This is a genomic window from Ramlibacter sp. WS9 (assembly GCF_003797765.1).
Taxonomy (GTDB): Bacteria; Pseudomonadota; Gammaproteobacteria; order Burkholderiales; family Burkholderiaceae_C; genus Ramlibacter.
The window spans coordinates 243735-253479 of sequence record NZ_RKMB01000007.1 but is presented as its reverse complement, the minus strand read 5'-3'; the positions used below and the strand labels follow the sequence as shown (position 1 = coordinate 253479).

Genomic DNA, 9745 nt, shown 5'->3' with positions numbered 1-9745 from the left:
TCAAACAAGTGCCGCGAGCATGAGACGGTCGCGTCGCAAGCGACGCTGGGCCGCAAGACCGTCCACCGCGGGCGCCTGGGCTTTATTCGCGCCGCGGCCCGGCCATGCACGGCGTTGCAGTGAGATGGTGGCGTGCCGGCGGTGGTGCGCCGATGTGGGGGCAGAAAAGGTGAAGCGGTGGCAAGCAACCGGTTGCACGCCAACAGTGTCTCTGCGAAGCTGTGCGTGGGCGGGCTGCGGCGCGAATAAAGCCCCGGCGCAAGGAATTCGGCTGGAGGTGCGAAGCACCGAAGCCGAACGCCGTAGCCATCGCGCCGCAGCCCGCCCACGCACAGCTTTGCCGCGAGGTCTGCGAGACGCCAATCGCGTGTGTCAGCACTCGCCGAAAATCTAAACGACCGGCAACGCAAAGAAAAAGCACGCCCCATTGCCAGGCTCCGACTCGGCCCAGACGCGCCCTCCGTGCCGCGCCGCAATGCGGCTTACCGTGGCCAAGCCGATTCCCATGCCGGGGAATTCGCTCGCAGTGTGCAGGCGCTGGAAGGCGCTGAACAACTGGGTCGCGTGTGCCATCTCGAAGCCCGGGCCGTTGTCCTTGACGAAGAAGACCCATTCCTTGCCCGTGCCTTCGGAAAGGCCGACGTCGATTTCAGTGTGCTGCGTCGCGGAGGTGAACTTCCATGCATTGCCGATCAGGTTTTCCAGCAACGACGCCATCAGCCGCCCGTCGGCCTGCACCCGCATGCCCGGCTCTACGCGCAGCGTCGCCTCGCGCGCGGGCTCGTGCTTGTGGAACATGTCGAAGATGTCCAGCGCCATCTTGCTCAAGTCCACGTCCTCGTGGTGCAGCTTGCGGCGCGTCACATGCGACAACGCCAGCAGGCCATCCACGAGGCGGCCCATGTGTTCCACCGCGGTGGTGATGCGCTCGACGTAGTGCCCGACCTTGGGGTTGGGGTTGCCCTGGACTGCCTGCCCGAGCAGCCGGGCAAATCCCTGTACCGTCACCAGCGGCGTGCGCAGGTCATGCGACACGGTGTACGAGAAGGCTTCGAGCTCCTGGTTGGCGAACCGCAGCGCGGCCGCGGTCGTCATCATCTCGGTGATGTCGGCGTCCATGCCAACCCAGCACAGCAGCTTGCCGTTCTCGAACACGGGCGTGGCCTTATAGGAGAGCGTGTGCCATTTGCCGTCCTGCGCCTTGACCCGCCGGGTGCCCTCAAAGATGGAGCCCGACGTGGTGGCAATCACCCAGCGCTCCCGCATCTGGATCAGGTCTTGCGCTTCCACCACCTCGCCCCATTCGTGCCCGTACCAGCGCGGGGGCTCGCCGCCGACCAGGTCGTACCAGGACTGGTTGAGGTAAGTGACGGCGCCTTTGGGGTTGACGATCCACATCACTTGCGGGGCCTGGTCCGCCACGGCCCGGAAGAGTGCGTCCGGTTGGGTCACGCGATGAACGCGAGTGGCGGTCTCGATGGTATTGGGCATGCGGTTGTCCCTGGCACACGTCACTTGTATGCCCATGCCGCGCCGAAGAGCAGGGGGTTTGTCATGCGAACTTTATTCGCATTGCATTACTTCGACCCCGCCAAGCGAAGCACTAAGTTACATGCGTTGCGCCCAAACACAGGGATTTCCCTAGCTGGTTAACAAACCCCCATGTCAACAATTCGAGCACTCGGCGCTCATTGCTGAGGCATTTGCCCGGACGGTCACAGGGCAAAGCAATAAAAAGGGAGTTGGCGAATGTCCCCTGCGGCGTTGTCTGGCCCGCGTGCGAGAGGGTTCACACTGATAGAGCTGCTTGTCGCGGTTGCCGTTGTCGGCATCCTCGCGGCCGTCGCCTATCCGTCTTACGCTGCCTACGTACGCCGGGGCAAGATCGTCGAAGCCCTGGCCGAGCTCGCAACGGTGCGCGTTCGCCTCGAGCAGTACTACCAGGACAACCGCAACTACGGCTCCACGGCATCGGCCTGCGGGGTCGCGATGCCGACCCAACCCTCATTCTCGTTCGCCTGCAGCTGGGGCGCGGGCGCCACTTCGCAGTCGTTCGTGGTCACGGCGACGGGCCAGGCCGGCGCCAGCATGAATGGCTTCGTCTACACGGTCGACGATTCGAACGCGCAGCGCACCACCCAGTTTGACGGCACCGCGGTCACCGCCACCTGCTGGCTCAAGAAGCAGGGCGAATCATGTTGACGGCACGCCGCGCGGTGCGAGCGCACCGCGGCTTCACCTTGGTGGAATTGATGGTCGTGGTGGCGATCGTCGCGGTCTCGGCGACGCTGGCGGCACCCAGCTTCGCCCAGATGATCGCCAATTACCGGGTGCGTGGCGCCGCCGACGGTATCCTGGGTGCACTGAACTTCGCGCGCACGGAAGCGCTGCGGCGCAACACGCCCGTGGCCTTCGCCCTTTCTTCCGGCGGGTCCGGCTGGTCCGTGAGCCAGGTTGCGACCAGCACCACACTGCAGTCGCGGTCTGCCGGCGACGTGCCGGGCTTGTCCGTGACGTCCAGCAGCGCGGCGACGTCCGTCACCTTCCTGGCCAACGGCTTGATCCAGTCCGGGACGCAACTGAGCGAGCTGACTGTCGCGAGCGCCGTCAACAACGCCAACACCCGGCGCATCCATGTGTTCGGGGGTGGGCTGATCCGCATGTGCGACCCCGCCGTCACCGCGGCTTCCGATCCGCGGAGGTGCTGATGGCGTCCCGAAAACACCCCCCGCCGCGCGTTCCTCAATCGGGCTTCACCCTGATCGAGGTGTTGATCTCGATCCTGGTGTTTTCTTTCGGCATCCTCGGCGCGGTGGCCCTGCAGGCATCGGCCATCAAGATGTCGACCGATGCCCAACAGCGGGCCGAAGCCACCTTCCTGGCCGACCAGTTGCTCGCGCGCATGCTGATTGCTGACCCGGCGACCGCCGCCACCTTCGCCCACCACCCGGCCGGAACCACCACCTGCGCGCCGACCGGCGCGGCGTCGACCAACGCGATCGTCACCGAGTGGCTCACCGAGGTGACCTCGACTTTCCCGCGCGCTGCGACGACCGAGCAGCAGATCGTCGTTTCGGGAACCCCTGCCAATGAGGTGACCGTCCGGTTGTGCTGGAAGAACGGCGAGAGCGACACACCCCACACGCTGGAAGTGAGCAACCGGGTGCAGTGGCCATGAAGCGCATTTCCGCCATTCGCCAACCGGTGCGCCGTTACGCCAGGGGCGTGTCGATGGTCGAACTGATGGTGGCGAACACCATCGCGCTGCTGGTGACACTGGCGGTGCTGACGTCGGTGCTGACGCTCGGGCGCCAGTTCTCGGTCATCGGCGCCAACGTCGCCGTCCAGGGCAATGCGCAGATTGCGATGCTGGCCATCGACGCGGCGGCCGGTTCGGCGGGCGCGGGGCTGTACAGCAATGGCCAGTTGATCTGCCCGACCTGGAACGCATACAACGGAACCACGGTGGTGTCGAACGGCGCCGCGATGATGCCGGCGCGCATCGTCTCCGGCGCCAGCGCTTCGGCATCCGACACGCTGGTGTTCAGCGGCGGCACCGGCGCCGGCGTGCTTTCCGGCGTGCCCGTCATGGCGCCCGCGATGGGGGCCAACATCAAGGTCGGCCAGGGCGGGAAGTTCGCGCTTGGCGACCTGGCGCTGATCGGCGTGCCCGGTTCGGGGGAGCCGTGCACCCTGTTCGAAGTGACCACGGCCCCGGCGGCATCGCCCAGCGGCTGCGGTGGCAACGCGACGTCTTGCGACATCATCGTGCGCAACCCCAACCAGGGCCTGAACCCCAATCCGTCGGACTTCACCAACGAGCCGAACTATGGTTTCGCCACCTCCGGTTCGGTCATTGGGCCCGCAGTCGTGAGCCGCATCGGGTCCGCCAGCGCCGGCCTGCGCCAGGACGCGTTCACCGTGCAATGCAATTCGCTCGTTCGCTACAACGCATTTACCAACAGCACGGTGCCGGCGTGTACCAGCAACCCACTGTCGTTCGGCGCGGGCGTGGACGCCATCGCCATGGACGTGGTGCAGATGCATGCGCAATACGGCATCAGCACCGCGGGCAGCAGCGACGTCGTTACCCAATGGGTCGACGCGTCGGGCGCCACCTGGGGCGGCACGCCTTCGGTGGCCAACGTCGCCCGCATCAAGGCCGTGCGCGTCGTCATCGTCACCCGCTCGCGCGAGGCGGAAGGGTCGTCCGTAAGCTCGGCCTGCACCAACGCGGCGAGCGTCGCCAACACCGGGCCCTGCTCGTTCCAGGACGCCGCGGCGCCCGTGATCGACCTGAGCGCCACGACGGTAGCGGCCGGCAAGACATGGCGAAACTACCGCTATCGCGTGCACAAGGCCGTGGTACCCCTGCGCAACGTCATCTGGAGTGACTCATGAGTCCCACCAACCTGCGCCGCACGCGGCGAACCGGTTCACGCCGCAGCCAGGGCGGCATGGTGCTGATCGTGGTGCTGGTGGTTCTGGTGATGGTGTTCCTCGGCGGCATGAGCGCGATCCGCGCGGCCGACACCGGCAACGTGATCGCCGGCAACCTGTCGTTCCAGCAGGCGGCAGCCCAGGCCTCGGACCGGGCGATGACGGACGCGTTGACGGTGATCGCCAACCGCGTGGCCGGCGGCGCGGGCAACACGGCTGTCGCCAACCAGTACCTGCCTCTGCGCGACACCACTGTCGACTCGCTGGGACTGCCCGCATCGGTGACATGGACGAGCGTGCCCTGCGTCGACGAAAAAGGCGTGATGGTCACCGACTGCGCGGCCGAAGCCGGCAACTACCGGGTGCAGTATGTGGTGGAGCGCATGTGCAACACCGCGCCGACGTTCACCGACATCACGGACATTCGCGCCAAGTGCGAGTACGAAGCCAGCGACTCGGCGCTCAGCGCGGCCAGCATCGGGCTGCGCTACCGCGTGGTGATCCGTGTGCGCGGCCCCCGCGGCACCGAACGCTGGTTCGAAGCGATGGTCGCCGGCCCGGCCACCACCTGAGCGACCATTGAGGATTGACCAAATGACCGCAACCCGCATGCGCCTTACGCCGCCCCTGGCCTGGCTGCGGTCGGCCTTCTTCCTGTGTTTGGCCCTGGCCTCCTGCTGGGCGCTGGCCCAGAAGATTGACGACATCCCGCCGGCGGTGAAGAACAACGTGCCGCCGAACTTCATGTTCATGATCGACAACTCGGGGTCGATGAGCAACATCGTGCCGGCCAGCCCGTATGTGTCGTCTGCCACGTACCTGAACAATTGCCCCGGCGGCACGCGCATCGCCGCAGGCTCGTCGGTGGACATCAAGGTGGTGGGCGGCACGCCGCGCTTCGTCGTGAGCGGCAGCACCTACCGCCACACGACAGTCACGGGCACGGAGCCCGGCCGCTGCTTCGACAACAACTCAAGCTATGATGCGCGCCTGCTCGCCGATACGGTTTCGGGCAGCAACCGGGTGCCGGGCACTTACCTCGATTCGCAATACACCGGCCACTTCCTGAACTGGTATTTCGGCGACTACGGCGGCGGCGCACTCACCGGCTGGAGCGACCGCAAGCTGGTGGGCTCCGGCGCGGTTCAGAACCGCATCGAGATCGCGAGGACTTCGGCCAAGAGCGTCGTCGACAGCCTGCCACTGCCCCCGTCCGCCGGTGCCAGCGCCGCGGTGCGCGTGGGGCTGGCCACCTACGTCTCGGGCACGGGCGGCCTGCTGAAGATCGCCATGGGGGATTTGACGACCGCGTCGCGCACCACGGTGAAGACCAGCATCGACACTTTGGTGCCGTCGGGCAACACGCCGCTGGCTTCCACCTTCGCCGACATCGGCCGATACCTGTCCACCGGCTATACCGGCACGGTGACCACCGCCAATGGCAGCGTGGACCTGGACGCGCTGCTCAAGCTCGACGGAACCGACGCCAGCCCCGCGCGCAATGCCTGTCTCTCGGGTGCACCGTCCTGCACCAGTGCCGCCTCGGCCAAGCCGATCCAGTACTGGTGCCAGCGCTCCTCGCTCTTCGCCCTGACGGACGGCCGCCCGCAGCACGATCGCGTCTTCAACAACAACACCCACATCCGGGACTACGACAAGGATTGCTCCGGTGCGAATGCGTCTACCTGCGTATCGAGCGGGGCGACGGGTTCGTGGGACCGCAAGACCGCGCGCACCTACGAGAGCCAGGGCTCGGACTACATGGACGACGTGGCGAAGGCGCTGTTCGACACCGACTTGCGCCCGGACCTGACCAAGCCGGCGCCCATCGCGCCGGCGGTGGCCGCCAAGAACAACATCACCACCTACATGATCGGCTTCGCCGACCCGACGGTGCAGAACGACGCGTTGCTGATCAACACGGCAACTCAAGGCGGCGGCAAGTTCATCGCCGCCACCGACGGGCCGACGCTCGTGGACGCATTCCAGAACATCATCTCGGACGCCCTCGCGAAAGACGCCGCCGCCGCAGCGGTGGCGGTGACCAACGCGCAGATCACGGCCGGGAGCGTCGGCTATGCGTCCAGCTACAACTCCGGCACCTGGTACGGCGATCTCGAAGCGTATTCGCTCGACCTGTCCACGGGCTTGCAAACCGGGGCCACGCAATGGTCCGCCCGCGACAAGCTGAACACACAGACCGCGGCGAGCCGCAAGATCGCGTCGTGGAACGGCACGGCGGGCGCTGCCTTCAGCACGGCCAACGGCACGGCATTCCGCGCCGCGACCGCGGCGCTGAGCGACGGCATCATCAACTACACCCGCGGTGACCGCACGGGCGAGGGCACCACCTACCGGTTGCGCACCTACCTGCTGGGGGACATCATCAACGCCGAGCCGGTGGTCGTGAACTACGCGAGCGGCGCCGTGGTGTACCAGGCCGCCAACGACGGCATGCTGCATGCGATCGATGGCCGGGTCGAGGCTGCCGCCACCACGCGCGGGCAGGAACTGTGGGCCTATGTGCCGCAGCTGGTCCACGCCAAGCTGCCGGGGCGCGCCAGCACCAGCTTCGACCATGAATACCTGGTCGACAGCACGCCGGCCACTGCGGAGATCACCGGCGCAGGCGCCATGACGCACATCCTGGTCGGCGGGCTGGGCAAGGGCGGCGCCGGCTACTACGCGCTCGACATCACGTCCGGTACGGCCGCCAACGAAGCGGCGGCGGTGAGCAAGGTGAAGTGGGAATTCAAGCCCACCAACATGGGCTATTCGTTCGGCATCCCGCTGGTGGTCAACACGGCGGCGGGGTGGAGGGTGGTGGTGACGTCGGGCTTGCGCAACGACACAGCCGCGGGCGGCCTGGGCGGCGACGGCCGCGGCCACATCTGGGTGCTCAACCCGTCCACCGGCGCCATCGAAAAAGAATTCATCACACCGGCCGGCTACGGCAGCACGTCCGCCGCGCTGGGTCTCGCGCACCTGGGCAAGCTCGCCAACGTTGCGGCGAATTCGGTGGTGCGCTATGTCTACGGCGGCGACCTCTTGGGCAACCTCTGGCGCATCGACCTCGACGCCGCGACGCTCAGCGCCCCGGTGCGCATCGCCGCGGTGAGCGCGCCCGACGGCAGCTACCAGCCCATCACCGTGCCGCCGGTCGTTGGCCCGGTGTCGGGCAGTACGACCAAGGCGTACGTGTACTTCGGCACCGGCCAGTACTTCTCCACCGAGGACGTGCCGGGCACCGCTTCGCCGAATTCTTTCGCGACGCAGACGCAGACTTTCTACGGCATCGTGGACGACACCTCCGTGGCGTCGCCGTCCATGCCCAACATCCGCGGCACCAACGGCGCGACATGCCCCACCGGCGGTGGCACCGGTGACCTGGTGTGCCAATCCGCCACGCAGGCCAGCGCCAATGCACCCTACACCGCCACTCACCATTCGGTCGACCTGGCTACGAAGCGCGGGTTCTACATGGACGTGCCCGTCGCCAATGGCCGCGTGAACAACCAGGCCGCGCTCACCACCAAAGGCACGCTCGTCTTCGTGGTCAACAAGCCGTCCAACCTGGTGTGCAACCCGGGCGGCTCGAGCTACCTGTTCCAGCTGAATGCCTCGACCGGTGGAGCCGTGGAGAAGACCTTGGGCGGAGGCCTCTACTACGACGCCGGCACCGTGCTGGCCGACGCACTGTCGAGCCGTCCGATCCTGATCACCACCGGTGCCGGCACGCGCGGCGTGCTGCGCTTCTCGGACAAGACCACGCAAAGCCGCGAGATCTACGAAACGGCCACCACTGCCGCGTTGTTCCGCCGGATTTACAAGCGGGCGTTGAACTAGCGAAGGCTACGGGGTCCGCTGTCATGCGGCTTCCCCCTGCTGCGTCAATAGAAGGCCCTCGTCCATCAGCTTCTGCACGATGTCGGCTTGCCGCAAGTCACGCCGGCGTTTGGCCTCGGCCCGATGCGGCGCCTTCTTTGCCATCCATCGCTTGAATTCCACGAACGTCGCCGGTGCGATCGTGCGCATCAGGCCCATGCGCCCGGTGGCTGAAACGACCACATGGTCGAATCTTGGCGCCGTGGTCAGCACCGATGCACGAACGGCTTGCACCGGCCAAAGATCACCCTCGTCGTCGGAAAAGCGGAAGGGGTGGGGATCATCGCCTTCGGGTTGGCGCCGGAGAAAGTCCACCTCGAAGCCTTTGGCATTGATGGCTGTTTCGTTCTGGCCTTCTTTGCGCTGGAACGTCGGATCGGCACGCCGCAGCACGCTCAGCATGGATGTTTCCAGCCTTCGCAGGTCCGTCAGGAAGCGCACGCGCTTTCGCGCGTCCCACAGCAAGTCGACGTCCTGAGTTGCAAGCGCTCCTTGAACGATGCGCACGCCTGCGGCGGTTTCATAAGCGTAGAGAGCGTGCGTCCCGACGACCGTGAAATGTGGCCCCAGTCCTGCGTCTTCGATGGCTTGCAGCACCGCCAACACAGGGGTTGGCACACGACCCACCTTCAACGCCTTGTTGAGCCGTTCGGCGTCTTTCAAGGCGCCTCGCAGCGAGCGCAATCGCTCTTCCACCTCACGTTTGCGTGCGGTGAATTCCTCGTAGGTCTTTTCGGTTTCGGCAGCACGAGCGCCGACACGTTGTTGGCGGCCGTCCGGCCGCGTCTTCACCAAATACTCGTAGTCGCCCTGCCGTTTCCAGTACATCCCTCCCGCGTACTGGCGAGCCTGTGCCAGCACGCGCCGGAACTCGCCAAAGATCGTCGCCGAATCGATGAGTTGACGCGCGGCATTGTCGGGAAGGGGCAGGTACTCCATTGGCCGCGTGTTTTGCAATTTTGAATTTTATGCGGCCAATGGCTGAGTGGCAACAGGTCAGGAGACGCTTACTGGCGTGCTCGGCGGACATCGCGCAGCATGAACAGGTACAGGCTCTCCACCTTCTCTCGCGCCCAAGGTGTCTTGCGCAAGAACTTCAGGCTGGACGCCACGCTGGGGTCGCTCGTGAAGCAGCGCACGGGTATCCGCTCGCCCAGTCCCTCCCATCCGTAATGCGCCACCAATGCGGTGACGATGGCCTCCAGCGTCAGACCATGCAGAGGGTTGCGGGGTTGGGCTGGTGGAGACGCCGGAGGCGGAGGCTGTTGGTGTTGATCCAAAGCTTTTCCTCAATGTCTTTGAGACTAGCGTCTATAGAGGGAACAAGATTTGGCGGAGAGTGTGAGATTCGAACTCACGGACGTCTTGCGACGTCGCCGGTTTTCAAGACCGGTGCATTCAACCGCTCTGCCAACTCTCC

At 65.9% G+C, this 9745-nt stretch carries 9 protein-coding genes and 1 tRNA gene; 6 read left to right on the top strand and 4 right to left on the bottom strand.

From position 1 onward, the window contains the following. Positions 1–390 precede the first annotated feature (390 nt). On the bottom strand, positions 391–1491 hold the full coding sequence (locus EEB15_RS13815; protein ID WP_158290103.1) for an ATP-binding protein: 1101 nt from the start codon (positions 1489–1491) through the stop codon (positions 391–393). A 258-nt stretch (positions 1492–1749) separates the two neighbouring features. On the opposite strand from EEB15_RS13815, the gene EEB15_RS13810 reads away from it, so the two are divergent. The 6 genes from EEB15_RS13810 to EEB15_RS13785 are packed head-to-tail and all read left to right on the top strand — an operon-like array spanning position 1750 to position 8286. After that, positions 1750–2202 carry a type IV pilin protein gene (locus tag EEB15_RS13810; protein WP_141510437.1) on the top strand — a complete coding sequence of 151 codons (453 nt, stop codon included), beginning with the start codon at positions 1750–1752 and terminating at the stop codon, positions 2200–2202. Beyond that, positions 2196–2708, top strand: coding sequence for a Tfp pilus assembly protein FimT/FimU (locus tag EEB15_RS13805; RefSeq protein ID WP_141510436.1), 513 nt, complete (start codon positions 2196–2198; stop codon positions 2706–2708). The genes EEB15_RS13810 and EEB15_RS13805 overlap by 7 nt, the downstream gene beginning before the upstream one ends. Next, on the top strand, positions 2708–3178 hold the full coding sequence (gene pilV / locus EEB15_RS13800) for a type IV pilus modification protein PilV (RefSeq protein WP_141510435.1): 471 nt from the start codon (positions 2708–2710) through the stop codon (positions 3176–3178). The genes EEB15_RS13805 and pilV overlap by 1 nt, the downstream gene beginning before the upstream one ends. Next, positions 3175–4401: a PilW family protein gene (locus EEB15_RS13795; RefSeq protein ID WP_141510434.1), complete on the top strand. Its 1227-nt coding sequence runs from the start codon at positions 3175–3177 to the stop codon at positions 4399–4401. The genes pilV and EEB15_RS13795 overlap by 4 nt, the downstream gene beginning before the upstream one ends. Beyond that, the gene (locus tag EEB15_RS13790) at positions 4398–5012 is read left to right on the top strand and encodes a hypothetical protein (protein ID WP_141510433.1); all 615 of its coding nucleotides are present in this window, start codon (positions 4398–4400) and stop codon (positions 5010–5012) included. Before EEB15_RS13795 ends, EEB15_RS13790 begins: the two co-directional genes overlap by 4 nt. A gap of 22 nt (positions 5013–5034) precedes the next feature. Beyond that, on the top strand, positions 5035–8286 hold the full coding sequence (locus EEB15_RS13785) for a pilus assembly protein (RefSeq protein ID WP_141510432.1): 3252 nt from the start codon (positions 5035–5037) through the stop codon (positions 8284–8286). A 21-nt stretch (positions 8287–8307) separates the two neighbouring features. Here EEB15_RS13785 and EEB15_RS13780 read toward each other — a convergent pair whose 3' ends face one another. The 3 genes from EEB15_RS13780 to EEB15_RS13770 form a co-directional block, all read right to left on the bottom strand. Continuing rightward, a complete protein-coding gene (locus EEB15_RS13780; protein WP_141510431.1) occupies positions 8308–9264 on the bottom strand; it encodes a GSU2403 family nucleotidyltransferase fold protein in 957 nt (318 codons plus the stop codon). A 68-nt stretch (positions 9265–9332) separates the two neighbouring features. Then, positions 9333–9605 (bottom strand): VF530 family DNA-binding protein, encoded by a 273-nt coding sequence (locus tag EEB15_RS13775; protein ID WP_141510430.1) that lies wholly within the window; start codon positions 9603–9605, stop codon positions 9333–9335. Between the two features lie 50 nt (positions 9606–9655). Then, positions 9656–9745: transfer RNA gene (locus EEB15_RS13770), tRNA-Ser, on the bottom strand.

What these genes read in the sequence shown, in the direction of transcription:
- EEB15_RS13815 (WP_158290103.1), bottom strand. Translation starts at nt 1,491, where the DNA reads ATGCCCAATACCATCGAGACCGCCACTCGCGTTCATCGCGTGACCCAA.
- EEB15_RS13810 (WP_141510437.1), top strand. Translation starts at nt 1,750, where the DNA reads ATGTCCCCTGCGGCGTTGTCTGGCCCGCGTGCGAGAGGGTTCACACTG.
- EEB15_RS13805 (WP_141510436.1), top strand. Translation starts at nt 2,196, where the DNA reads ATGTTGACGGCACGCCGCGCGGTGCGAGCGCACCGCGGCTTCACCTTG.
- pilV (WP_141510435.1), top strand. Translation starts at nt 2,708, where the DNA reads ATGGCGTCCCGAAAACACCCCCCGCCGCGCGTTCCTCAATCGGGCTTC.
- EEB15_RS13795 (WP_141510434.1), top strand. Translation starts at nt 3,175, where the DNA reads ATGAAGCGCATTTCCGCCATTCGCCAACCGGTGCGCCGTTACGCCAGG.
- EEB15_RS13790 (WP_141510433.1), top strand. Translation starts at nt 4,398, where the DNA reads ATGAGTCCCACCAACCTGCGCCGCACGCGGCGAACCGGTTCACGCCGC.
- EEB15_RS13785 (WP_141510432.1), top strand. Translation starts at nt 5,035, where the DNA reads ATGACCGCAACCCGCATGCGCCTTACGCCGCCCCTGGCCTGGCTGCGG.
- EEB15_RS13780 (WP_141510431.1), bottom strand. Translation starts at nt 9,264, where the DNA reads ATGGAGTACCTGCCCCTTCCCGACAATGCCGCGCGTCAACTCATCGAT.